We start from the raw sequence: 22,956 nt of genomic DNA on the forward strand, positions 1-22,956 counted from the left end.
TCGCCGTTTTACGGTAGACTCAGCACCTGGACAACGCCTCTGGAGGGCGCAGACATGGCTATAAGCACCATCATATTCTGGCTTTTATTACTGGCTCTGGTGATCTATACGGTTGGCATTTATAACCGGCTGGTCACCCTGAAGAACCGCTATCTCAACGCCTTTGCCCAGATTGAAGTGCAACTCAAGCGCCGCTACGACCTGATTCCCAACCTGGTTGAGATCGCAAAAGGTTATCTGGGTCACGAACGCGAAACCCTGGAAGCGGTTACCAATGCCCGCAACGAAGCCGCGGCTGTCCTTAAAACGCTGGATCCCGGGGCAGTGGGTGGCGCCGACATGACCAGGCTTGCCAGCGCCGAAAATACACTCCAGGGTGCACTGGGCAAACTTAACATCACCATGGAAGCCTACCCCGAACTCAGGGCAAGCGAAAACATGCAGCAGTTGACAGAAGAACTTGCCAGTACCGAGAACCGGGTTGCCTTCGCGCGCCAGGGCTACAATGACGCAGTTATGACCTTCAACACCTACCGCCAGAGCCTGCCGGCGATACTGCTCGCCAGTACCTTCGGCCATCCGGAAAATGCCCAATTACTTGAGTTTGATGACTCGGAACAGATCCAGGCTGCGCCGAAGATAAGTTTTTGAGTTTCAAGCCAGGGCCAACCTGAGTCACTGCAATGGATTTTTTCGCCCAGCAGGATGTTGCGCGACGCAACGCCCGGCTGTTGACACTGCTGTTTGTGCTGGCGGTATTGGCCCTGGTCCTGCTGACTAACATCCTGGTCGCCGCCATCCTTTGGGGCAGTGACAACTACAGCGTTTACGCCGGCAGCCGGGAAGGTTGGCGCGGCCTGTTTGCCTACTTCAGCTGGCAACGCTTCGGCAGCATAGGCCTCGCGATTACCGCGACCGTGATGCTGGTGGTACTGGTGAAGTGGCTGCAGCTTGCAGGCGGCGGCAAAGCGGTTGCAGAGGGCATGGGGGGCAGTCGCCTGCTGCCGCAGACCCGTGACCGTGCCGAACGGCGCTGCCAGAATATTGTGGAGGAGATGGCCCTGGCTGCCGGCATGCCGGTACCACCGGTTTACATCATGCAGGACGAGCGCGGCATCAATGCCTTTGCCGCTGGCCTCACCCCCTCCGACGCGGTCATCGGTATCACCCGCGGTAGCATTGATCACCTCAAACGCCATGAATTGCAGGGGGTAATCGCCCACGAGTTCAGCCATATACTCAACGGCGACATGCGCTTGAATATTCGCCTGGCGGCTATGCTCAAGGGCATTACCTTTATCGGCGATGTCGGTTATCTGCTGCTGCACTCCAGCCGACATCATCGCACCGGCCATGAACGCCATCGCAGCACCCGCAGCCCTGCACTACCGCTGCTCGGGGTGGGGCTGTGGATTCTGGGCTGGCTGGGAGGCCTCGCGGCAGGCTTTATCAAGGCGGCGATCAGCAGGCAGAAAGAGTACCTGGCGGACGCCTGCGCCGTACAATATACCCGCAGTAACCGGGGTATTGCCGACGCCCTCAAGGTTATCGGCGGTTATGTTCCGGGTACGCTGGTACACGCCGGCCGTGCCAGCGAGATGTCACATATTTTCTTTGGCCAGATTGAACATCAGCTGTGGCAGATATTCGCGACCCACCCTCCCCTCGATAAACGCATCCGCACGCTGGATCCGCAATGGGATGGTAACTATATTCAGCGGCAGGTGAATCACTACGCAGAAGAAGCCTCGGGCAAGACCGCCGCCGACGTGGGTGTGGGCCGTGCAGCCCTGGTGGCAGCCGCTCTGGCGGTGGCCAATGAAAGTACAGCCGATGCTGATTTTGGCCCGGAGCCGGACCAGCTGGAGGCCGAGCTGGCCGCTCACAACCAGCTACCCGTGGCCCTGATACGCTACAGCCACGAGCCCCTGGGCGCTATCGCACTGGTCATGGCACTATTGATCAGTGAACAAAAAGACGTTCGCGATGCACAGCTGCAGTTGTTGGGAGACAGCGGTATCCAGGGCCTTGAAGATCTCGCGCATACGCTCTTCGGCGCAGTGGCGCAGCTTGAACCCGGCCACCGGTTACCACTGCTGGAATTGTGCCTGCCGGCGCTGAAAAGCCAGTCCCTGAACCAGTACCGGCGCTTCAAACGCACGCTATTGGCACTGATCAGGGCAGACCGGCGCACCGACCTGCTGGAGTGGTGCCTGTTCCAGCTGGTACGTCATTACCTCGACCCGGAATTCGTCCAGGTCAGGACCAGCCGGCCCCGCTACCGGAGCCTGGACAAGATTCAGTATCACCTGCGGGTGGTGTTATCGATGCTCGCTTACCAGGGCAGCGGCGATGCCGACATCACCTTCAGGCTGGCCGCGGACGAGCTGGGCTATCCGGCGCTGCAGCTGTTACCGGCGGATCAATGCAGCCTTGCAGCCTTCGCCAAAGCGACAGGCCAGCTTGCCGATTGCTACCCGCTGCTCAAGCCCATGGTGTTGAAAGCCATGGCCCGGGCCGCAACTGCCGATGGTGAACTCAATGCGGTGGAACGCGAACTGATCACCGCTATCGCCGCGGTCATGGATTGCCCCCTGCCGGATGTGCTTGGCAATACCGCGAACGCCCGCTAAAAACCCGCTTTCATCATTTGCGGCCGACCGCGGCGCAGCGCTACACAACGCCGCGGGCTTTCTGCTATTGTTTGTTATCGGAAGTGCCAAGGCACAACCCCGAACACCGCCCCAGGGAGGGAACGGTTACATATGGCTGGTAAGGCCAACATCAACCCGAACAAGGAAGTTTTGGTTATGGAACAGACACGCTCTGCATTTATCCCGGTAAATTCCGGAACCACGACACGCACCTTTGCCCGTCACTCCTGTGCCTCGCGCACTACCGACAGGGTGCTGCATATCCTGCTGCAAGGTGATTTGGCCAGGCTGCGGGCGGAAACCGTCGCGCAACAGCTGGGCATGAGTTGTACAACCCTGCGCCGACGACTGCGCAATGACCACACCCACTACCAGTACCTGCTGGACCGTGCGCGCCAGTACCGCTGCGAGCAGTCGCTGCGGGATACCTGGCGCCCTGGAAAGTGCCTGGCTGATGAGCTGGGTTACCTGGAGGTCAACAGCTTCTATCGCGCTTTTCGGCGGTGGACCGGGCTCAGTTTCAGCACCTACAAACTCAGCCATTTTTAATTTGGCGCCGCGGTCCGCTACTCAGGGCAACGCTTCCGCCCGGCCATCCCGGCCAAACTACGGATGAGCTGGGAGCGGACTAATCGGCGAAGGGATGACGCAGGACAATGGTTTCCACCCGGTCAGGCCCGGTGGAAATGATGTCAATCGGAGCACCCACGACTGCCTCGATCTTGTGGATGTAATCCAGTGCCGCCTGTGGCAACTCCTCCAGTGAACGCGCACCCAGGGTGGATTCACTCCAGCCTGGCACCAGTTCATAGATCGGCACCAGGCCCTCATAGTCGTCCGAATCAACCGGGTTGGGCAGCGGATTGCCCTCTGTGTCCGCGTAGCCCGTGCAGATCTGGATGGTGTCCAGGCCGTCGAGCACGTCGAGCTTGGTCAGGCAGATTCCCGACACCGAGTTGATGTTAACCGCGTTGCGCAGGGCCACGGCATCAAACCAGCCACAGCGACGTGCGCGCCCGGTGGTAGCGCCAAACTCGTGACCACGGGCAGCGAGATGGGCGCCGGCCTCATCAAACAATTCAGTCGGGAAAGGACCGGAACCCACGCGGGTGGTATAGGCCTTGGTGATACCCAACACGTAATCCAGATAGAGGGGACCAAAGCCGGAGCCGGTAGCGGTGCCGCCGGCCGTGGTATTGGAGCTGGTGACATAGGGATAGGTGCCGTGGTCAATATCCAGTAATGCACCCTGGGCACCTTCGAACATGATATTGGCGCCGGTTCGGCGACACTCGTGCAGCATCGCGCTGACATCCGCCACCATGGGCAGCAGTTCCCCTGCCATGGCCAGGGTTTCGGACAGCACCGTATCGTAGTCCAGCGGGGCTACCTTGTAATAATGTTCAAGCTGGAAGTTGTGGTAGTCCATCACCTCCTTCAGCTTGGCCGCAAAGCGCTGGGGATCCTTGAGGTCACCCAGCCTGACACCGCGACGCGCCGCCTTGTCTTCATAAGCCGGGCCGATCCCGCGGCCGGTGGTGCCGATCTTGCCGATACCGCGCCGGGTTTCCCGCGCCACGTCCAGGGCGACATGATAGGGCAGGATCAGCGGGCACGAGGGCGAGATTCGCAGACGTTCACGTACCGGCACGCCATTGCTTTCCAGTTCGCCGATTTCACGGAGCAGGGCGTCGGGTGCCAGCACTACACCGTTACCGATCAGGCATTGAACCCCGGCCCGCAATACCCCCGACGGGATCAGGTGCAACACGGTTTTCTTGCCGTCGATCACCAGGGTATGGCCGGCGTTATGTCCACCTTGAAAACGCACGACGACGCTGGCCTGATCGGTTAACAAATCGACGATCTTGCCCTTGCCCTCATCGCCCCACTGGGTGCCCAGGACCACTACATTCTTGCTCATCAAGTGTAACTCGCGTTATTAATCAGGATTGCAGCGGCTGTAACAGCCACTCGTTATCAACTTCCACCAACTGGCGGTCACAGCGGGGGTCAGGGCTGCCGGAGAGACAGCTGATCACCACCTCTCCTGCTGCCCGTAATTCGCCCACTCGCGCCACCAGGCCAGGCGTATCCAGGTCCGGCGCACTGATCGCACCACGTTCTATTTGCGTCACCGAGAAAAGGGTCATCAGTGCCTTGAGGTCAGTGGCAAAGCCGGTAGCGGGACGGGCCCTGCTAAACACCTTGCCGACATTGTTGTAGCGACCGCCGTTGGCAAGAGCCTGACCATGGTCGGGCACGTAAGCGGCAAAGACGATACCCGTGTGATAGTGGTAGCCGCGCAGTTCGGCAAGATCGAAATAGATGGTCAGTCCCGGCCGCAGGCGGCGGATGGCCGCGGCAACCTGCTGCAGGGCATCAACCGCTGCCAGGGCTTCCGGCACTGCTTCGGCAAATGTGGCGCGGGCGCCATCGAGAACGGATTCGTCACCATGCAGGTCAAGCAGGCCGGTTATGAGGCGTATGATCGCCGGGTCCATATCCGCCAGCGCCAGTTCCAGATCAGGTCTGGATTTACGCTGCAGGGCATCAAAGACCGTCGCCTCCCGTTCTCCATCCAGCCCCGCGTTGGCCAGTACAGCCTCGTAAACGCCAACATGACCAAGATCCAGTGTCATCTCGTGCATGCCCACAGTATCCAGGGTAGCGAGCATGAGGCGAATAACCTCTACGTCCGCGGCCAGGGTGTCGTCACCATAGAGTTCGGCGCCCACCTGGATTGGTGAGCGGGAGGCCAGTAGTGACTGGGGCCGGGTATGCAGGGTTGAGCCCGCATAACAGAGGCGTGTTATCCCGGTTTCCGCAAGGCTGTGTGCATCAATCCGCGCGACCTGCGGGGTGATGTCCGCTCGAATCCCCAGGGTACGGCCGCTGAGCTGATCCGTCATCCGGAAGGTCAGCAGATCGAGATCGCTGCCCAGGCCAATCAACAGGGACTCGGTGAATTCCATGAGAGGCGGGATCACCAGCTGGTAGCCCCAGCTGCGATACAGGTCCAGAAGCTGTCGACGCAGCCTCTCTACGACCAGCGCCTGCGCGGGCAGGACTTCTTCCACCCCGTCTGGCAATTGCCAGCGATCAACCGTTGCCATAACCTGCCTTATCGCACCAAATACAGAATCACCAGCCCGAGCAGCATACTGCCAAGACCGACATTACGAATCAACCGGTCCTCGAGCTGGGCGACATTCATGACCATCTGCCGCCAGCGGCGAGGACTCAAAAAGGGCAATACCCCCTCAATAACCAGCACCAGCGCCAGCGCAACCGGAAGTACCTGCCAAAAATCCACGTCAACCCCCCGAACTACCGCACACCCCTCCCCCAGCCGGCCTTTCGGCGAGGGCAGACGATTGCGGCCATAAAAAAACCGCGAGACCAGCGCTTGTATAGAACAGCGCCGATATCCCACGGTTGCCAGATTCTATCACAGGGGCCGATGAACGCCCCTGTGATTTCTGGGGTTATTTACCCCCTTGTGGATCCTTCAGGTAGCGGAAGAAATTGCTGTCAGGCTGGATCAACAGCAGGTCCCCGCTATTCTGGAAGGAATCCTGATAGGCGCGCAGGCTGCGGGTAAATGAGTAAAACTCCTGGTCAGCATTAAACGCCTCCGCATAAATTGCCGTAGCCAGGGCATCGCCCTCACCGCGAATCAGCTCGGCATCACGGTAGGCATTGGCCGTGATGACCGTAACCTCGCGGTCGGCCGCGGCACGTATACCTTCAGCCAGCTCCTGGCCCAGGGCCCGGTGCTCGCGAGCTTCCTTTTCGCGCTCGGCGTTCATCCTCCGGTAAACTGACTCCGAGACATCGGGCGGCAGGTCAATCTTCTTTACCCTGATGTCCAGCACTTCCACGCCATATTCTTCAAAGGCGACGTCGGTCAGCGCCTCGGTGAGCTCTTCCATCAGCTGGTCGCGCTGCCCGGATACCACTTCCTGGATCGAACGCACCGCCACCTGGTTGCGCAGGCCGTCGTTGATACGCTGCCCCAGCAGGGCCATGGCGCGCTCCTCTTCGCCGTTGGTCGCGGTGTAAAACTTGAGCGTATCCGCAACCCGGAACTTGGCAAAGGAATCGACAATCAATGCCTTCTTTTCCAGGGTGAAGAAGCGTTCGGGGGTGGAGTCCACGGTCAGCAACCGCCCCTCAAACTTGCGCACACTGTTGACGAAGGGGATTTTTACATGCAGCCCCGGCTTGAGATCAGGTGTCACCACCTGGCCAAACTGCAGCATCACGCCCCGCTCGGTCTCCTTGATGATAAAGAGCGAGTTGCTGACGACAAACAATGCCAGCACCCCCACCAATATCCAGGTCATACCTTTTCCACCCATCTTAGCGACCTCCTCTGCGAGTACTGGCTGATGCTGCATCCTGACGCAGCTGCTCGGTAACGGAGTTTGTCAGCTCACGGAGCGTGGCACCGCCGATACCGGCATTACCGCCACCGGACCGCGTCCTGTTGCTCTGGTCTACCATTTTGTCCAGGGGCAGGTACATGATGTTGTTACCTCCCTCCACATCGACCATGACCTTACTGGTTTTGGTGTATACCTTCTCCAGGGCATCCAGATAGAGCCGCTGGCGGGTAACCTCGGGCGCCTTGGCATATTCGGTCAGCAGCTTGGTGAAACGCTCGGCCTCACCCTCGGCGTTGGCAACCACCTGTTCACGGTAAGCCGCTGCCTCCTCTGTCACCCTCTGGGCACGACCGCGCGCCTCGGGCACGATGCCGTTGGCATAGGCCTGGGCCTCGTTCTTCAGGCGCTCTTCATCCTCGCGGGCCTTGATCACATCATCGAACGCCGCCTGAACCTGGCTCGGCGGCTTGGACTCGTCGATGTTGACCTTCACTACACGAATGCCGGTCTGGTAGTCATTGGTATAGCGCTGCAGGCGCGTCTGCACGTCAAAACCAATCTGCGCCCGGCCTTCGGTCAACACCATATCCATCCGGGCATCGCCGACCACGTGGCGCAAGGCGCTTTGTGCTGCCTGCTGCAGTGAGTTTTCAGGATCGCGAACCTTGAGCACAAAACTGATGGGATCATCAATCACGTACTGCACCGACATGCGCACCTCGACGATATTCTCGTCCTGGGTAAGCATGGTCTCGCGGAAGGACGCCGCGCGCACCTTAGTAACGTTGACGGTAGTCACGTCATCGATCAGCGGCGGGTTCCACTGCAAGCCCGGCTGCACTGTTTCGTAATATTTACCGAAACGCAGCACTACGCCGCGCTCCTGCTCGTCGACCTGGTACAGGCCCATCAGCGCCCATATCACCACGACCACCAGCCCAAGCACTACGAATAGACTGGCGGGAATACCACGCCCGGAGCCCTTCCCAGCGCCGCCACCCTTGCCGCCGCCAAACAGTCCGCCCAGCTTTTCCTGCAGCTTCTTCAGCGCCTCATCGAGGTCGGGGGGACCCTGGTCGCCACCGCCCCAGGGATCCTTGGGCTTGTTGCCACCACCACCCGGTTCATTCCAGGCCATAACCAACTCCTGTTGTCATAATCGCTGCAGTCTAACAAACTTTAGGGCTGCAAAGGTGAATCAATACTAGATGATCGGCTCGGGGCCGGGTTTCATCAAGCGGTTCCAGTCAGCGCGGGGCAAGCGTACGCTCAGCTGCGCCACACCGTCGTCATCGTATTGTTCGGCAGCCACTGCACCGAGCCGGTAAAGCGAGGCGCGCAGCCGACCCTGTTCAGGTTCGAGATACACTTCATGCTCCACCATGTCCTGCCCTACCAGTTCCACAATCGCCTTGAACAACAGGTCGCAACCTTCTCCCGAGGCTGCACTCAGCCAGACCCGCGCCGGTTTACCGTTCTCATCGTAATCAATACGCGGAGACTGCTCCAGCAGATCCAGTTTATTGAACACCTGTAGCTGCGGGATATCGGCCGCGCCGATTTCTTCCAGTACCGACTGCACCTGGAACATGTTGTCTTCGCGAGCCTCGGTCGCACAGTCAATCACGTGCAGCAACAGATCCGCACTGACCGTTTCTTCCAGGGTCGCCTTGAAGGCCTCGACCAGCTTGTGCGGCAAATGCGCAATAAAGCCCACGGTATCAGCGAGAATGACCGGGCCCACCTCGTCGAGCTCCAGCCGGCGCATGGTCGGGTCCAGCGTCGCAAACAGCTTGTCTGCCGCATACACCCTGGATTCGGTAAGACGATTAAACAAGGTGGACTTACCCGCATTGGTGTAACCCACGAGGGCCAGCGTCGGGATTTCGGCGCGGCGCCGTGACCGGCGCCCCTGGTCACGCTGACGCTGGACTTTCTGCAAGCGCGCCATAATGGATTTGATGCGGGCCCTGAGCAGGCGTCGATCCGTCTCGAGCTGGGTTTCACCAGGGCCGCGCAGCCCGATGCCCCCCTTCTGGCGCTCGAGGTGGGTCCAGCCGCGCACCAGGCGTGTGCTCATATGCTGTAATTGCGCCAGCTCAACCTGCAGCTTACCCTCGTGGGTGCGGGCGCGCTGGGCAAAAATATCCAGGATCAGCCCGGTCCGGTCAAGTACACGACACTGTAGCTTGCGCTCCAGGTTACGCTCCTGGCTGGGGCTGAGGGAATGGTTAAACATGACGATTTCCGCTTCGTTATCGCAGACTACAGTCGCCAGTTCCTCCAGCTTGCCAGTGCCGACAAAATAACGCGAGTGCGGCCGCTCCCGCTGCCCCATGACAAACGCCACCGGGTCGCCGCCCGCAGACAAGACCAGTTCTTCGAACTCACGGGGATCCTGCTTTTCCTCCTCTCCCGATATGGAGAGATGAACCAGCACAGCGCGCTCACCTGATGCGGGCCGCTCAAAAAACAAGGCAACCTCGCACGCGGACGCTCGTCGGCCTCGGGAGTATCGGGAGAAGACTCAAATCAGCTCTCGGTCTCGTCATCTTCTTCCTGTGGATTCGCCATCGGCACGCGCACCACACGAGACGGGACCACAGTGGAAATGGCGTGCTTATAGACCATCTGGCTAACCGTGTTCTTCAACAAAACAACAAACTGGTCAAATGACTCAATCTGTCCCTGTAGCTTGATACCATTTACCAGGTAAATGGAAACAGGTACGCGTTCCTTCCTCAAAATGTTCAGGTAAGGGTCTTGTAGCGTGTGCCCCTTTGACATATTCATCTCCTCGGCCGGCTCAATTGGAGCCTTAATAATAGTAAGTAGTTATCACTCTGCGAGCCCGGGTGCGACACAATGGCCACATGCCCGCAAGCCACAGTACTTTTCGGTGCTTGATGCCTGTGCAAGTATAGAACACGCATAGAGGTCTAGATTGGGGCGCGCCGGATATAGTTCAAGGCGTGTCGCAGAGGTTTTTCACCCATTCCACATGCAACATCATCAGACCCCGCCGGCGCGCAAATGTTCCCCCGCTCATCCGTCTGCAGCCAATGCAGATCCGGCCATTTGCGCAACCAGGTCAGTTGCCGCTTGGCCAGTTGCCGGGTTGCCGCAATCCCCTGCTCTATCGCTTCATCAAGTGAGCACTCACCCTCCAGGAAACGCCATACCTGCCTGTACCCCACTGCCCGAATTGCCGGCAGGCCGGCGTGCAGTTCGGGCCGCTCATGCAGGCGCCTCACTTCTTCCACCAGGCCCGCATCCACCATCGCCAGGAATCGCCTGGCGATGCGCTGGTGCAGCACAGCACGGTCCCGGGGGCAAATTGCCAGCTGCCGTATCCGGTAGCCCGCAGCCGCCGGTAATGCTCCGGCACCGCTGTGCTGCCAGTGACTCAGGGGAATGCCGCTGCCGACAAACACCTCCAGAGCTCTACTGATACGCTGGGAGTGGTTGGGGTGGATCTGTGCCGCCGTCTTCGGGTCCACGTCGACAAGACGAGCATGGAGCGCCGGCCAGCCGATTCGGGCCGCCTCGGCCTCAATGTCGGCCCGGATCACCGGATCGGTGCCCGGCATGCTTGCCAGGCCTTCCAGAAAGGCCCGGAAGTAAAGCATCGTCCCGCCCACCAGGATCGGTGTCTTGCCACGGGCCACAATATCCGCAATCACGCCCCTGGCATCAGCGACAAAGTCAGCCGCAGAATAACTGTCGGCGGGATCGCGAATATCCACCAGATGATGCGGGTAATCCGGTTTGGCACTACCGATATCCAGCCCCCGGTAGACCAGGGCAGAATCCACACTGACCAACTCACCGCCGAGAGCCTGGGCCAGCTCAATCGCGAGATCGGTTTTACCTGCAGCCGTAGGCCCCAGCAGGCAGACCACCAAAGGCCTGGCGACCTGTTCCGGTGCCATTGTCAGCGCCCGCGCAGGAACAGCTTGTCCAGCTCCTCAAGTGACATCTGGGTCCAGGTAGGCCGACCGTGGTTACACTGACCGGATCGCTCGGTAGCTTCCATGTCCCGCAGCAATGCATTCATTTCCGGAGAGCTCAGCCGGCGGTTGGCACGCACCGAGCCATGGCAGGCCATGGTCGATAAAATCTCATCCATATGCGCTTCAATTCGATCGGAACTGCCATATTCAACAAGGTCCGAGAGTACGTCGCGCACCAGCGCCTCAACATCAGAATCACGCAATGTGACCGGGATTTCGCGAATCAACAGCGATTCTTCCCCGGCGATATCGACAGTGAGTCCCAGGCCCCGGAACAGGTGCTCATGTTCCCGGGCCAGCGTGACTTCACGCTGGCTGACTGCCATGGCCTGCGGCACCAATAGCGGCTGGCTGCGAATACCGTCCACGTCGCGCGCCGCTTTCAGGCGCTCGTAGGTAATTCGCTCATGGGCTGCGTGCATGTCAACCAATATCAGCCCTGAGGTGTTTTCCGCCAGAATATAGATACCCTTGAGCTGGGCTATGGCATAACCCAGGGGAGGTGCATCTTCCGGAGTTTCGGCAGCGGCGGGCATCGACGGATGTACCCGGCCATAACTCTGGACCTGCTCGAGAGCCCGTCCTGGTATCGGTGCCTGCGCGGGGCCGTAGGGGGCAGTCGCCGCGCCCCAGCCCAGGCCCGGTTGGCGTGCTATTTCCCCGGTTGCGGCATTGATTGCCAGTCCCTCGGGGGTAGCCAGCGCTTCCGCTGCCGGCGCCGGGCGAACATCCGCCAGGGCCCGGTGCAGAGTACTGAAAATGCACTGGTGAACGGCCCGGGAGTCGCGAAAGCGAACCTCGTGCTTGCCCGGATGAACATTGACATCGACCTGAGCAGGGTCGAGTTCCAGATACAATACAAATGCAGGGTGACGGCCGTGATACAACACGTCCCGGTACGCCTGCTTGACCGCATGCGCCACCAGCTTGTCCCGAATGACCCGACCGTTGACAAAGAAATACTGCAGGTCCGCCTGGCTGCGCGAAAAGGTAGGTAAGGCCACCCAGCCCCACAGGCGCATATCGCTGCGATCACTGTCGATGTGAATGGCCTGTTCCATGAAGGCCGGACCACAGATGGCGGCTACCCTCCGCTGCTGCTCGGCGGTTGTCTCTGCGCCCTTCAGGTTGTGGATAACACGGCCATTGTGACGCAGGCTGAAACCAACGCCAAAGCGGGACAGTGCCAGGCGTTTCACCACCTCCTCGAGGTGATTGAACTCGGTTTTCTCGGTGCGCAGGAATTTTCGCCGGGCAGGGGTATTGAAGAACAGGTCGCGCACTTCCACGGTGGTACCCCGCGGGTGCGGCGCCGGGCGCAGCTGTACGTCCATTTCGCGTCCTTCGGTCAGGGCGCTGCAACCCTCGCTGCCCTCCTCGCGATTGTTACTGGTCAGGGTGAGGCGCGAGACCGAACCTATCGAGGCCAGCGCCTCGCCCCGAAAGCCAAGGCTGCCCACGCGCTCCAGGTCTTCCAGGGAAGCAATCTTGCTGGTGGCGTGGCGGGCGAGTGCCAGGGGCATGTCGTCGGACCCAATGCCAACGCCGTTATCGCGGATTCTTATGAGCCTGCTGCCACCGGCTTCGATGTCTATATCTATCCTCGTGGCACCGGCATCCAGGCTGTTTTCCAGCACTTCCTTGGCAACGGATGCCGGCCGCTCGACAACCTCGCCGGCGGCAATCTGGTTCGCTAATCGTGGACTGAGACGATGTATTATGGCCATAGGCTGGGACGGCTGGGACGGCTGGGTTCAGAGTGCAGGAATTCTCAGGGTCTGCCCGGCATTGATCCGGGCGTCGCTGATCGCATTGTGGGCCGCAAGCTGTTCCAGTGACACATTGAAACGCTGGGCGATGCCGGACAGTGTATCACCGCGCGCAACCGTGTACTCGTGCCCGTTCTGTTCTTTCTGCCATGCGATCAGGGTCCCCGCCGGCGGTTGCGCCAGGAACCAGTCCCTGATGCCGGCGTGAATCGCCTGGGCGACTTTGCGCTGGTAGGCTTTGGTACTGAGTTTCCGGGCCTCTCCCGGATTGGAGATAAACCCGGTTTCGACCAGGATGGAGGGAATATCAGGGGATTTCAGTACCGCGAAGCCGGCCTGCTCGACCTGGCGCTTATGCAACCGGGCCACCGAATCAATCCGTCGCAATACTTTATCGCCAAGCTGCAAGCTGTGATCAAGGGTATTGGTCATGGATAAATCGGTGAGTACCCCGGCAAGGATGTCATCTTTATCATTGATACGAACCCCGCCCACCAGATCCGCCTCGTTCTCACGCTGGGCGAGATAGCTTGCCGCTGTGCTGGTAGCGCCGCGCAGGGAGAGTGCGAACACCGAGGCACCGTTCGCCTCCTTGCGCTTGAAAGCGTCCGCATGAATTGACACAAACAGGTCTGCCTGCCGGGCCCGCGCCAGATCGCGGCGCCCCTTGAGGCTGATGTAATAGTCGCCGGTGCGAATCAGTGCCGGCGCAAATCCCGGGTCGCGTGCAAAAAGGGCATGCAGTTCGCGGGCGATGGCAAATACCACGTCTTTTTCGCGCAGCCGATTGGGACCAATCGCACCCGGGTCCTCACCACCATGGCCGGCATCAATCGCAATTATGATATCCCTGCGCGCCGATTCAACGGTGTTTTTGCTGATTTTAGCGACCGGCGGGCCGTCGGCATCCCGGTCGTAGAGATCGACAACCAGACGGTCGCCGGCCTGGGCATTGGCCTTGAGCACAAAACTGCGCGGGTCTACCCTGGTATCGATATCCAGCACGATCCGCAGGTCAGTACCATCGCGAATACCTGAGCGAATACGCGCAATGGGCGTGTTGGCGAAATCCAGTGACGCCAGGCTGGCCTTGAGCGTCGCGCTGGAGACATCGAGCACGATGCGGTCAGGTGCTTCCAGTGATAGCAGGCGATGATCAGCGGGAGCACTGAGATCGAACACGATTCGGGTATGATCCGGGGCACGCCAGAGGCGCACATCGTGAATCTCCGCTGCGAAGGTCGCGGAAACCACACACCACCCCAGGATCAGCCTGATCCAGAAAGCCCTGCCCATGTCACTCCAGTCGTAAGTTGGTCTATCAAATCAGTTGCCGGGTTGCCAGCGCTGCGCAACGCGATCACCCACTACGCTACCTGCCCGCACCTGCAGCAGGCGCCCCGTTCCAGCAGGCTCTATACTAATCTCTAAATCTGCGGGGGGCAAAACACCAATACCGCGCTCGGGCCATTCAATCAGGCATATGCTGTCGCCGCCAAAGTAATCCCTGATGCCCATGAACTCGAGTTCGGCAGGATCGCCGAGACGGTACAGGTCGAAATGGAAAACCTCCAGCGCCTCGAAGGTGTAGGGTTCGACCAGTGTATACGTGGGACTCTTCACCGGGCCGCGATGCCCCAGTGACTGGATAAAGCCGCGGCTGAAGGTAGTCTTACCCATGCCCAGCTCCCCGCGCAGGTAAATCACCAGGCCGGGCTCACTGGCCGCCGCGAGGCCTGCACCCAGCGCCACCATAACCGACTCATCTGTCGCCTGAAATTCCCGTCGCAGCATACTTATCCCAACAAGGCGCGCAGGGGCACCATCAAATCGCCGGCGAGCAGGCCCTTTTGCCCTTGCTCGCTGGCGATATCGGCCGCTGCCCCGTGCAGGCACACCGCCAGTGCCGCCGCGTCCAGGCCCACCAGATCCTGGGCCAGAAGGCCGCCAATCACCCCGGAAAGCACATCGCCCATACCACCGGAAGCCATACCTGGATTGCCATAATCGCAGAGTAGCCCACGTGTGCCATCGGTCACCAGGCTGCCGTTGCCCTTGAGTATGACGACACCACCAAGGCGTTCCTGTAACCGCTTTGTCGCTGCGAAGCGGTCAGCCTGCACCTGGGCAGTACTGCATCCCAGCAGCCGTGCCGCTTCCCCCGGGTGTGGCGTGAATACCCAGTTATCCCGAACCCGGGGCGATAACACCCGGCCCGCCGCGAGCATATTAAGCCCGTCGGCATCCAGCACGCAGGGCTTGCCGCTCTCTGCAATAGTTTGTACCAGCTGCTCCGACCAGGGACTTTGACCCAGGCCGGGACCCACCACCAGCACATCCGCGCTGTCCACCAGTGGCTTCAGCGCCTGGCCGGAGCCGACACTCACCGGCATCGCTTCCGGCGTGCGCGCAATAACGGCTGCAACATGTTCAGCTCGCGTGGCGACGCGCACCAGCCCGGCGCCGGCGCGCAATGCCGCCTCGGCCGCCAGGGCCACAGCTCCCCCCATACCATAATCGCCACCCACCACCAGCACTGTGCCGTAATTCCCCTTGTGGGCATTGGCGGGTCGTGATGGCAATTGCGCCAGTAACAGGTCGAGATCCAGCCGCAGCCAGTCGGGGGCACTTTGTCGATACACTTCTGCAGGCACACCGAGATCGGCGAACACCAGGATACCGCAGCAATCGGGCCCATCGAGCGTAAACAGGCCTCGTTTATAGCCAATAAAAGTCACTGTCATGTCGGCTCTTGTGGTCGCACCAAGCCTGCGCCCGGTATCGGCACACAAACCCGATGGAATATCCACCGCCAGCAGGGGTAATCCGGACTGGTTACACAGGGTAATGGCCTCGCTGAAAGGTGCGCGCACCTCGCCCGTCAACCCGGTACCCAGCATGGCATCTATCAAAACACCCTCGGCGCGCAGGGCGCCCGGATGAAAGGCGGCAACCGCCACGCCGTTGGCCAGCGCCTGTTGCCGGGCCAGCAGGGCGTCCCCGCGCATTTTCCCGGCATCGCCGAGCTGCCAGACCTGTACCGGGATACCCCGCTTGTGGGCCTGGTCCGCCAGCAGGTAACCGTCGCCGCCATTATTGCCGGTACCGCAGAGGATCTGCAGCAGCAGTGGGTGCGGCCACCGCAACAACAGGTGATCCAGCGCTGTGGCAGCGGCGCGGGACATCAGCACCGCACCACTGATGCCGTGGTTTTCGATCGCACACCGATCAAGGGCACGGGTTTGCTCCGCGCTATACAGTGCCTCCAATTGCATCCACTCAAACACCGCTCTCATCCTCGTCGCCAAACCTTGCCTGCCACTGCTACACTGTCGCCTTAGACGAATTCCTGCACTGCGAAATTATAGGCTTCTTACACTGCCGCGGCCCAGCCCCATGTTACCCATATTAACCTCCCGGACAGAGCACGACCTGCGCCAGCAACTGGAGCAGTGGGCGCGCGATCTTGGTTTTTCCCAGGTAGGGGTCAGTGACATCCAGCTGGCGGAACACGAGGCCTACCTGCAAAAATGGCTGGATGCCGGCTATCACGGCAGCATGGACTATATGGCCAGGCATGGCCAGAAGCGCGCCCGGCCCGCGGAACTGGTACCGGATACCTGCCGGGTTATCACGCTGCGCATGGACTACCTGCCCGCGGATACACAGCCCCTTGAGATTCTCAACTCACCTGAAAAGGCCTATATTTCCCGCTACGCACTCGGTCGCGACTATCACAAGCTGATCCGCAAAAGGCTCGCCCGCCTGGCACAAAAGCTGGAACACCGGGCAGGTGGCGGCGAGTATCGCGCTTTTGTGGACAGTGCACCGGTACTGGAACGCGCCCTGGCGGAGCGCGCGGGTATGGGCTGGATCGCTAAAAACGCCATGCTCATAAACGATAAGGCCGGCTCCTGGTTTTTCCTTGGGGAGATTTATACCAATTTACCGCTGGCGGCAGACCCGCCCAAGCAAACCAAGCATTGCGGCAGCTGCCGTGCCTGCCTCGATATCTGCCCAACCAACGCCTTCGTTGGCCCCTTTGAACTGGATGCCCGCAAGTGCATTTCCTACCTGACCATAGAACACAAGGGCAGCATTGATCCCGCGCTCCGGCCGCTGATGGGCAACCGGATTTTCGGCTGTGATGACTGCCAGCTGGTATGTCCCTGGAACAAGTTCGCACAAATCACCGCAGAACCGGACTTCCAGCCCCGGCACCAGCTGGCGGACAGCGACCTGGTGGACCTGTTCCAATGGGATGAGGCCACTTTCCTCAGCCGTACGGAGGGCTCTGCAATTCGCCGGATCGGCCACCAGCGGTGGCTGCGCAATATTGCGGTGGCCCTGGGTAATGCCGTCACCAGTCCGCAGGTTATCGCCGCACTTGAATCCCGCAGCGACCATGCTTCAGAGCTGGTCCGCGAACATGTCGAGTGGGCGCTACAACAGCACGCTCGCCCGTCATCTACGGCATGACTGCCGGTCAGCGCCGTCAGCGTCCGCCGGAGAAGGAATCAGGATCGTTGTCATCCGGGTTCTGGATGAAGGTTGTCTGGGACAACAAACCCTCTTCAGCGTAGGAATAACCCTTGCTGCCTGTTACCCGGAATACAATATCGTGAAAGCGGATTTCGTCTTCGCTCTGGAGCGTGCAGCGCCCATTGAGCGGCCTGCCGTTAATGACCGTCCCATTGGATGAACCGAGATCCTCGATCGTTAACTGGCCGCCATCTATGTCCAGCCGCGCATGCTGGCGCGACACGTGCGGGCTGACCACGGCAATATCGCTTTCAACGGAGCGCCCCAGTACGAGTGAGCGATCGATTCCAAAACTGAGACCCACCAGAGGCCCGGTTTCCGCAGTCAGCGTCCAGGCATAGCTCTCCGGAACTTCACTTTTACGAAAATAACGGGGTACGCCCGTTTCCCTGCGATCGTTGACGGGTGGGATGTTGGACAGGACCCGGCGCTCGACAAAAGGACTGGAACGGACAATACCCTCGGGCGTAATCTGGAAAACCCAGGCCAGGGCAAAGGCCAGGGGGAATCCCGCAATAGCCGCGCCAAAGAGATAGCGCGAGAGCTCGTCTCCCTGCAGCTCAAGCAGGGGGAACAGGAGGTCGATAATCTGCAGCACCCCCCAGCATGCCACGACATAAAGGATGCAGGTCTGCATCACCTTGCGCCGACGCAACTCACGATAAAGGGCCTTCACGGTGGACTCCCGAACGGCAACCATCGCGGTGTTAGCGCCCGTAACGCCGCGGCGGGCTACAAGGCGACCTGCCGCGAAGAATGAGGATACCAGTCACTGTAATGTCCAATCGCTTCTCCTCAGCCGAGATTCAAAAAATGACTACGGTAATAGCGCAACTCTTCAATCGATTCGCGGATATCATCCAGTGCCTGGTGGCTACTGGTTTTGGAAATCCCCTGCTCAAGGTCCGGACGCCATCGTTGCATCAATATCTTCAGGGTACTGACATCCAGGTTACGATAGTGAAAATATTCCTGTAATTGAGACATGTGTCGCACCATGAAGCGACGATCCTGGCAAATGCTGTTGCCGCACATTGGCGAGGCGCCGGCTGGCACCCAGAGCTCCAGGAAAGCAATCGTAAGGCTCGCGGCCTCCGCTTCACTGACCGTGCTTGAACGCACCCTCTCCACCAACCCTGAACGGGTATGATGCGTCGTGTTCCATTCATCCATCCCGGCCAGTGTTTCATCGGATTGATGAATCGCAAGCACGGGTCCTTCGGCGAGAGTATTCAGTTCGCTGTCGGTGATAATGGTGGCAATTTCTATCACCCGGTCTGAATCGGGATCAAGCCCTGTCATTTCCAGATCGACCCAGATCAGGTTGCCCGGCTGCTGCATGATGTCTGCATTCCTGTGATGATTATTGGGGCAGTGTATCAAATTGCCTCGACAGCGCCACGCCGGGCGCTAATAATGCTCTGATGACCAAACGCAAACTCAGCCGCCAGCAATCCTGGCGGATCAGCAAGATCCAGCAGGAGCGCACTGACCGCGCCAACCGGCGCGAGCAACTTACCGACGAGGTGCTGGGCGCGGGAGAGCTGGGCCCGGAACAGGATGGGCTGATCATTGCGCACTTTGGCACCCAGGTACAGGTCGAAGCCGAAAGCGGCAGCAGCCAGCGCTGCCACCTCCGCGCCAACCTCGATGGCCTTGTTACCGGGGACCGCGTTGTCTGGTGTGCCGGTGACCCGGTCGGCGTGGTAGTGGCCCGCCACCCGCGGCACAGCGAGCTACGCCGGCCTGACCCTTACGGTAAGCTGAAACCGATTGCCGCCAATATCGACCAGATTCTGGTAGTGATAGCGCCTTTTCCCGAACCGCATGGCAACCTGATCGACCGCTACCTGGTGGCCGCGGAGGCCGTTGATATCGAACCGGTGCTGGTCCTGAACAAGACCGACCTGCTGGATCGGGACCCGGCCCTGCAGGGGCGAATGGACGCGCTGCTTGCACTCTATCCGACCCTGGGTTATCGCCTGCTGCGAACCTGCAGCCACAGCGGGGGCCTGGAAGAACTGCACCAGGCCCTGCAGGGGCGTATCAGTATTTTTGTTGGCCAGTCCGGGGTAGGCAAATCGTCACTGGTCAATGCGCTACTGCCGGAGGCGGATCTGCGGGTGGGTCCGCTGTCCGAATTGCGCCAGACAGGTACCCACACCACCACCACGGCACAGTTGTTTCATATACCTGCAGGCGGCAGTCTCATAGACTCCCCGGGTATTCGCGAATTTGGCTTGTGGCACATGAGCCGTGACCAGGTCGAGTTCGGCTTTCGCGAATTCAGGCCCCTGCTCGGACACTGCCGCTTTCGCGATTGCCGCCATGAACGCGAACCCGGCTGCGCCATCCTGGCTGCGGCAGCCACGGGTGAGATCAGTACCAGCCGGCTGCAGAGCTACCGGCACATCATCAGCACGCTCGAGCAACCCAACGGCTAACTCATCCCAGGCCCCCTCAGCTCGCTGCGCGCCCGCCCAGATTACCCAGTGCTTCGCCCAGTCGGGTCCGGGATTCGGGTCCATAGCCGGAGACCCAGTGCATGCGGGCCTCGGGGAACAACAGGATCACGGTGGAGCCCAGCTGGAAGCGCCCCATTTCTTCGCCCCTGGCGAGCTTTACCGGCTCGGGTAGCTTTTGGTAATCGCTCCGCATCGGGCGACGCGGTGGAGGCGTGACCTGGCCGGACCAGACGGTGTCGATACCGGCAACCACCATCGCGCCAACCAGGATCATGGCCATTGGCCCCGCAGCGGTATCGAAGTAGCATACGAGGCGTTCATTGCGCGCAAACAGGCGATCGACCCCCGCGGCGGTCGTTGGATTTACCGAGAATAATTTCCCCGGAATGTAGGTGGTTGCCAGCAATTCACCGTCAATCGGCATATGCACCCGATGATAATCCTGCGGAGACAGGTAAATGGTGGCAAACTCCCCATTGCGAAACCAGGCCGCGCGCTCATCATCGCCACCCAGCAGCGCCCAGGTCGAGTAGTGATGGCCCTTGGCCTGGAAGAGACTCGATTCTTCAATCTGGCCAATCTGGCTGACACGGCCATCCACGGGGCACACGATATCCGCGTCCGCGAGCGGCCGCAGGTCCTCGCGTAACGCCCGGGTAAAGAACGCATTAAAGCTGGCATAGGCCTCCGGTTGCGACTCTGCCGCCTCCGACATGTCCACTTCAAAGATCCTGATGAAACAGCGTATCCCCCAGTTCTTAAGCCAGACCGGGTGGCGCAGGCCCGCCAACCAACCGGTGCAGCGCGACAGCGCATGCTGGGGTACGAGGTACTGTAACAAGACAAACAATGCTTTCATTCAGGGGGGTGTCCGTGATTAAACCAGGATAGATACCGCGTCGGCGCCAGCTTAGCAGAATTTACCGTAAGCGGGCAGACTCACCGGGATGTCCGGCACAGGCCCGCGCCTGCAGAGACCAGCCGCAGACCGGCGGCCTCGCCACACCGGTGGCGCCGTGCCGCAGCTATTTGCAGTAGCGCCTGACAGCGACCCCGTTTTCGGCTACGATAGACCCCCAATCCACTATTCCAAAAGCTGCTTACCGACGCGATGCTCAACAACGATACTCTCGCCCAGCTCAAGGGCCTCAAATCCCAAATGGAGGCCGAAAAAGAGCGAGCCAACGCAGTCGTCAAGGGCACGCAGTCACGCTACGGCTTTGCGGTTCTTGACGATGGCCGGGAAATATTCATTCCCCCGGACGAAATGCTCAAGGTTTTTCCCGATGACAAGGTGCAGGTGTGTGTTCGCCCCTCCGGCGACAACAAGGTTATCGCCGACATCGAGAAATTGATCGAAAGCCCTCTCGCGGGGTTTTCGGGACGTTGCGTGCGCAAGGGCAAAGCCCTGTTTGTGCAACCGGACCTGCCGCAACTGAAGCGCTGGCTGTTCATCCCGCCGCATGCCCGCAATGGTGTCAAGGAAGGTGACTACCTGCGCTGCGCCATTCTGCGTCACCCGATTCGCGACGGTAAGCCCCAGGCCAAGATCCTGGAAGTGCTGGGCGATGACAGCACGCCCGGCATAGAAAACCGCTACACCATGAGCAAGTACCGCCTTGCAACCAGCTGGAGCACGCCCGCCCTGGCGGACGTCGAGCAACTGCTGGCCAACTGCAAGCCGTTGGAAACCCAGCCGCGCCGCGACCTGACCGGGCTCGAGTTCGTGTCCATCGATGCCGCCAAAACCCAGGATATTGACGATGCCCTGTACGCGGAGATCAGCAGTGATGGCTGGACTTTATACGTCGCAATAGCCGACCCCACCGCCTACATTGAAGCGGGCTCCAGGCTACACCAGGATATTGCCGCTCGCGGCACGTCCATCTATTTCCATGGTGATGTCCTGCCCATGCTGCCGGAAGTGCTGGCCCAGGACACCTGCGCCCTGTCCGAGGGCAATGACAGGGCCGCACTGGTATGCAAGATCGCGGTGAGCGACAGCGGCAAGGTCGGTGACTTTGAATTCATTGAGGCGACCGTGCGCTCCCGGGGCAAACTCTCCTACTTTGCGGTTGATCGCTATCTCACCGGTCACAGCAGCGATCTGATGAGCCATGCCACCCCGCTGGAGGCACTTTATCAGGTGTATCGCGCCTTGCGCGGGCAACGCGAAGCGGATGAACTGGTAATGGAGGATCGCAGCGAATACCGCTGGATCCTCAACGACAAAAAGCAGATTGAGAACATCGAGCCCTACGAGAAACTGTTATCGCAGAAGGTCGTGGAAGAGTGCATGATCGCCGCCAACCGTTGCGCGGCGCGTTTTCTTGTGGATTCCGACAGTAGCGGCCCGTTTGTCACCCATCCGGGGTTCCGCGGCGATCGGCTGGATGAAGTACGCAAGTTTCTTGCCCTGCACGCACCGGATGCCGCCGACCTGGCTCCCGTCACCCGGGAAGGTTACCGGGATATCATGCGCCACCTGGCCGGGTGCGATCATGCCCTGCCCCTCAGGAGCATGATCAACCGTCTGCTTACCCGGGCCGAATTATCCACCAAAGCCGGCCTGCATATGGGTATGGCGCTGGACTGCTACACCAACTGCACGTCGCCGCTGCGCAAATATGTCGATTTTCTGGTGCACCTCCAGATCAAGGCCGCGCTGAACAGCAATGGGGCGAACCTCGTTTCCCCGGAGCAGCTTGCGGCCCTCAAGGAGCGCCTCACTACTGCCCGTGCGGCCACCCTTGAGGCAGAGCGCTGGCTCGCCAGCAAGTACCTGGCGCGACAGGCACCGCAAATGGTTAATGGCTTCAGTGGCAGGATTGTCTATATCAACAGCTCGGGATTCAGCGTCAAACTGGAGGACAATGGGCTGGAAGGCTTTGTCGACCTGCGCAAGGATCCGGAGAAGTTCAGTTACGATAAGTGGACCGCCAGTCTCACCAGCACCAGCCGCCGCTTCCAGCTTGGCCAGGTAGTGGCACTTGAATACCTCGGAGCAGACAGCGATAACCAGTACCAGGCGCTGTTCAGGGTCCCCGGCGGCGTTGGCCTGAAACCGGCCAAAGACAGCGCAGCCCCCGCCGAACAGGATTCAAGCCAGTAACCCACAGCCG

21 protein-coding genes are annotated in these 22,956 nt (G+C 60.1%); 6 read left to right on the forward strand and 15 right to left on the reverse strand.

Annotated features, from left to right (window positions below; translation table 11 throughout):
- Positions 1-54: 54 nt before the first annotated feature.
- From CWI75_RS13775 to CWI75_RS13785, 3 genes are all read left to right on the forward strand, one after another.
- On the forward strand, positions 55-651 hold the full coding sequence (locus tag CWI75_RS13775; protein ID WP_101522096.1) for a LemA family protein: 597 nt from the start codon (positions 55-57) through the stop codon (positions 649-651).
- Between the two features lie 32 nt (positions 652-683).
- On the forward strand, positions 684-2,633 hold the full coding sequence (locus tag CWI75_RS13780; RefSeq protein WP_101522097.1) for a M48 family metallopeptidase: 1,950 nt from the start codon (positions 684-686) through the stop codon (positions 2,631-2,633).
- A gap of 177 nt (positions 2,634-2,810) precedes the next feature.
- Positions 2,811-3,203: a helix-turn-helix domain-containing protein gene (locus CWI75_RS13785; RefSeq protein ID WP_101522160.1), complete on the forward strand. Its 393-nt coding sequence runs from the start codon at positions 2,811-2,813 to the stop codon at positions 3,201-3,203.
- A 79-nt stretch (positions 3,204-3,282) separates the two neighbouring features.
- On the opposite strand, the gene CWI75_RS13790 is transcribed toward CWI75_RS13785, so the two are convergent.
- The 12 genes from CWI75_RS13790 to CWI75_RS13845 all read right to left on the reverse strand — a co-directional run bounded on the left by CWI75_RS13790 (position 3,283) and on the right by CWI75_RS13845 (position 16,123).
- Positions 3,283-4,578 carry an adenylosuccinate synthase gene (locus tag CWI75_RS13790; protein ID WP_101522098.1) on the reverse strand — a complete coding sequence of 432 codons (1,296 nt, stop codon included), beginning with the start codon at positions 4,576-4,578 and terminating at the stop codon, positions 3,283-3,285.
- Between the two features lie 22 nt (positions 4,579-4,600).
- Positions 4,601-5,770: an ATP phosphoribosyltransferase regulatory subunit gene (locus tag CWI75_RS13795; RefSeq protein WP_101522099.1), complete on the reverse strand. Its 1,170-nt coding sequence runs from the start codon at positions 5,768-5,770 to the stop codon at positions 4,601-4,603.
- A gap of 8 nt (positions 5,771-5,778) precedes the next feature.
- A complete protein-coding gene (locus CWI75_RS13800) occupies positions 5,779-5,970 on the reverse strand; it encodes a DUF2065 domain-containing protein (RefSeq protein WP_101522161.1) in 192 nt (63 codons plus the stop codon).
- Between the two features lie 172 nt (positions 5,971-6,142).
- Entirely contained in the window at positions 6,143-7,018 is an 876-nt protein-coding gene (gene hflC, locus CWI75_RS13805; protein ID WP_101522100.1) for a protease modulator HflC, read from the reverse strand.
- A 1-nt stretch (position 7,019) separates the two neighbouring features.
- Positions 7,020-8,183 carry an FtsH protease activity modulator HflK gene (gene hflK / locus CWI75_RS13810; RefSeq protein ID WP_101522101.1) on the reverse strand — a complete coding sequence of 388 codons (1,164 nt, stop codon included), beginning with the start codon at positions 8,181-8,183 and terminating at the stop codon, positions 7,020-7,022.
- A gap of 66 nt (positions 8,184-8,249) precedes the next feature.
- The gene (gene hflX / locus CWI75_RS13815; RefSeq protein ID WP_101522102.1) at positions 8,250-9,521 is read right to left on the reverse strand and encodes a ribosome rescue GTPase HflX; all 1,272 of its coding nucleotides are present in this window, start codon (positions 9,519-9,521) and stop codon (positions 8,250-8,252) included.
- A gap of 56 nt (positions 9,522-9,577) precedes the next feature.
- Positions 9,578-9,832 carry an RNA chaperone Hfq gene (gene hfq, locus CWI75_RS13820; protein WP_101522103.1) on the reverse strand — a complete coding sequence of 85 codons (255 nt, stop codon included), beginning with the start codon at positions 9,830-9,832 and terminating at the stop codon, positions 9,578-9,580.
- A 152-nt stretch (positions 9,833-9,984) separates the two neighbouring features.
- Positions 9,985-10,977, reverse strand: coding sequence for a tRNA (adenosine(37)-N6)-dimethylallyltransferase MiaA (gene miaA / locus CWI75_RS13825; RefSeq protein ID WP_101522104.1), 993 nt, complete (start codon positions 10,975-10,977; stop codon positions 9,985-9,987).
- Between the two features lie 2 nt (positions 10,978-10,979).
- Positions 10,980-12,785 carry a DNA mismatch repair endonuclease MutL gene (gene mutL, locus CWI75_RS13830; protein ID WP_101522105.1) on the reverse strand — a complete coding sequence of 602 codons (1,806 nt, stop codon included), beginning with the start codon at positions 12,783-12,785 and terminating at the stop codon, positions 10,980-10,982.
- A 27-nt stretch (positions 12,786-12,812) separates the two neighbouring features.
- Positions 12,813-14,123 (reverse strand): N-acetylmuramoyl-L-alanine amidase, encoded by a 1,311-nt coding sequence (locus CWI75_RS13835; RefSeq protein ID WP_101522106.1) that lies wholly within the window; start codon positions 14,121-14,123, stop codon positions 12,813-12,815.
- A 30-nt stretch (positions 14,124-14,153) separates the two neighbouring features.
- Positions 14,154-14,621: a tRNA (adenosine(37)-N6)-threonylcarbamoyltransferase complex ATPase subunit type 1 TsaE gene (gene tsaE / locus CWI75_RS13840; RefSeq protein ID WP_101522107.1), complete on the reverse strand. Its 468-nt coding sequence runs from the start codon at positions 14,619-14,621 to the stop codon at positions 14,154-14,156.
- 2 nt (positions 14,622-14,623) lie between these two features.
- Positions 14,624-16,123, reverse strand: coding sequence for an NAD(P)H-hydrate dehydratase (locus CWI75_RS13845; protein ID WP_241521228.1), 1,500 nt, complete (start codon positions 16,121-16,123; stop codon positions 14,624-14,626).
- A 100-nt stretch (positions 16,124-16,223) separates the two neighbouring features.
- On the opposite strand from CWI75_RS13845, the gene queG reads away from it, so the two are divergent.
- Positions 16,224-17,306, forward strand: a complete 1,083-nt coding sequence (queG, locus tag CWI75_RS13850; protein WP_101522108.1) for a tRNA epoxyqueuosine(34) reductase QueG — start codon at positions 16,224-16,226, stop codon at positions 17,304-17,306.
- A gap of 16 nt (positions 17,307-17,322) precedes the next feature.
- On the opposite strand, the gene CWI75_RS13855 is transcribed toward queG, so the two are convergent.
- Together CWI75_RS13855 and orn are read right to left on the reverse strand one after the other, a co-directional pair.
- The gene (locus CWI75_RS13855) at positions 17,323-18,045 is read right to left on the reverse strand and encodes an FHA domain-containing protein (protein ID WP_241521229.1); all 723 of its coding nucleotides are present in this window, start codon (positions 18,043-18,045) and stop codon (positions 17,323-17,325) included.
- Positions 18,046-18,164: 119 nt separating this feature from the next.
- Complete coding sequence (orn, locus tag CWI75_RS13860; protein ID WP_101522109.1) at positions 18,165-18,710, reverse strand: oligoribonuclease; 546 nt, start codon at positions 18,708-18,710, stop codon at positions 18,165-18,167.
- 83 nt (positions 18,711-18,793) lie between these two features.
- On the opposite strand from orn, the gene rsgA reads away from it, so the two are divergent.
- Complete coding sequence (rsgA, locus tag CWI75_RS13865; RefSeq protein ID WP_101522110.1) at positions 18,794-19,813, forward strand: small ribosomal subunit biogenesis GTPase RsgA; 1,020 nt, start codon at positions 18,794-18,796, stop codon at positions 19,811-19,813.
- Positions 19,814-19,829: 16 nt separating this feature from the next.
- Here rsgA and asd read toward each other — a convergent pair whose 3' ends face one another.
- Positions 19,830-20,693: an archaetidylserine decarboxylase gene (asd, locus tag CWI75_RS13870; RefSeq protein WP_101522111.1), complete on the reverse strand. Its 864-nt coding sequence runs from the start codon at positions 20,691-20,693 to the stop codon at positions 19,830-19,832.
- A gap of 252 nt (positions 20,694-20,945) precedes the next feature.
- On the opposite strand from asd, the gene CWI75_RS13875 reads away from it, so the two are divergent.
- A complete protein-coding gene (locus CWI75_RS13875) occupies positions 20,946-22,946 on the forward strand; it encodes a VacB/RNase II family 3'-5' exoribonuclease (protein ID WP_101522112.1) in 2,001 nt (666 codons plus the stop codon).
- The last annotated feature ends 10 nt before the right edge of the window (positions 22,947-22,956 follow it).

It is taken from the genome of Kineobactrum sediminis (genome assembly GCF_002868715.1).
Classification (GTDB): Bacteria; Pseudomonadota; Gammaproteobacteria; order Pseudomonadales; family Halieaceae; genus Kineobactrum; species Kineobactrum sediminis.

Excerpts from the sequence above, each read along its gene's own strand:
- CWI75_RS13775 (WP_101522096.1), top strand. The coding sequence starts at position 55 with ATGGCTATAAGCACCATCATATTCTGGCTTTTATTACTGGCTCTGGTG.
- CWI75_RS13780 (WP_101522097.1), top strand. The coding sequence starts at position 684 with ATGGATTTTTTCGCCCAGCAGGATGTTGCGCGACGCAACGCCCGGCTG.
- CWI75_RS13785 (WP_101522160.1), top strand. The coding sequence starts at position 2,811 with ATGGAACAGACACGCTCTGCATTTATCCCGGTAAATTCCGGAACCACG.
- CWI75_RS13790 (WP_101522098.1), bottom strand. The coding sequence starts at position 4,578 with ATGAGCAAGAATGTAGTGGTCCTGGGCACCCAGTGGGGCGATGAGGGC.
- CWI75_RS13795 (WP_101522099.1), bottom strand. The coding sequence starts at position 5,770 with ATGGCAACGGTTGATCGCTGGCAATTGCCAGACGGGGTGGAAGAAGTC.
- hflC (WP_101522100.1), bottom strand. The coding sequence starts at position 7,018 with ATGGGTGGAAAAGGTATGACCTGGATATTGGTGGGGGTGCTGGCATTG.
- hflK (WP_101522101.1), bottom strand. The coding sequence starts at position 8,183 with ATGGCCTGGAATGAACCGGGTGGTGGTGGCAACAAGCCCAAGGATCCC.
- hfq (WP_101522103.1), bottom strand. The coding sequence starts at position 9,832 with ATGTCAAAGGGGCACACGCTACAAGACCCTTACCTGAACATTTTGAGG.
- miaA (WP_101522104.1), bottom strand. The coding sequence starts at position 10,977 with ATGGCACCGGAACAGGTCGCCAGGCCTTTGGTGGTCTGCCTGCTGGGG.
- mutL (WP_101522105.1), bottom strand. The coding sequence starts at position 12,785 with ATGGCCATAATACATCGTCTCAGTCCACGATTAGCGAACCAGATTGCC.
- CWI75_RS13835 (WP_101522106.1), bottom strand. The coding sequence starts at position 14,123 with ATGGGCAGGGCTTTCTGGATCAGGCTGATCCTGGGGTGGTGTGTGGTT.
- tsaE (WP_101522107.1), bottom strand. The coding sequence starts at position 14,621 with ATGCTGCGACGGGAATTTCAGGCGACAGATGAGTCGGTTATGGTGGCG.
- CWI75_RS13845 (WP_241521228.1), bottom strand. The coding sequence starts at position 16,123 with ATGAGAGCGGTGTTTGAGTGGATGCAATTGGAGGCACTGTATAGCGCG.
- queG (WP_101522108.1), top strand. The coding sequence starts at position 16,224 with ATGTTACCCATATTAACCTCCCGGACAGAGCACGACCTGCGCCAGCAA.
- orn (WP_101522109.1), bottom strand. The coding sequence starts at position 18,710 with ATGCAGCAGCCGGGCAACCTGATCTGGGTCGATCTGGAAATGACAGGG.
- rsgA (WP_101522110.1), top strand. The coding sequence starts at position 18,794 with ATGACCAAACGCAAACTCAGCCGCCAGCAATCCTGGCGGATCAGCAAG.
- asd (WP_101522111.1), bottom strand. The coding sequence starts at position 20,693 with ATGAAAGCATTGTTTGTCTTGTTACAGTACCTCGTACCCCAGCATGCG.
- CWI75_RS13875 (WP_101522112.1), top strand. The coding sequence starts at position 20,946 with ATGCTCAACAACGATACTCTCGCCCAGCTCAAGGGCCTCAAATCCCAA.